Genomic DNA, 301 nt, shown 5'->3' with positions numbered 1-301 from the left:
CCCCCGAGCTCGCCGGGGCCCCCGACGAGCCCCTGTGGCCGGACGACCCGCGCGAGCCGGACGGCTCCCCGTGGCCGGACGACTCCCCGTGGCCGGACGACCCGGACGACCCGGACGAGCCGGACGACCCGGGCGACCCGGGCGACCCGGGCGACCCGGACGAGCCGGACGACTCCCCGTGGGGGGACGAGCCGCACGAGCCGCACGCCCCCGGCGCCGAGGGCGCGTTCGTCCCCGGTGTTCCCGGCGCCGAGGGCGGCCCGGCCCCCGTAGGCGATGGCGCCCCCGCCGAGAGCGCCCC

1 pseudogene is annotated in these 301 nt (G+C 82.7%); it reads left to right on the top strand.

The features are described from left to right. Window positions 1-301, top strand: a pseudogene (locus MW084_RS03155) (ice-binding family protein); the annotation flags it as partial.

This window comes from Streptomyces sudanensis, from assembly GCF_023614315.1.
Lineage (GTDB): Bacteria > Actinomycetota > Actinomycetes > Streptomycetales > Streptomycetaceae > Streptomyces > Streptomyces sudanensis.
Note: the sequence above shows the minus strand (reverse complement) of the source record. Positions and strands in the feature narration are given on the sequence as shown.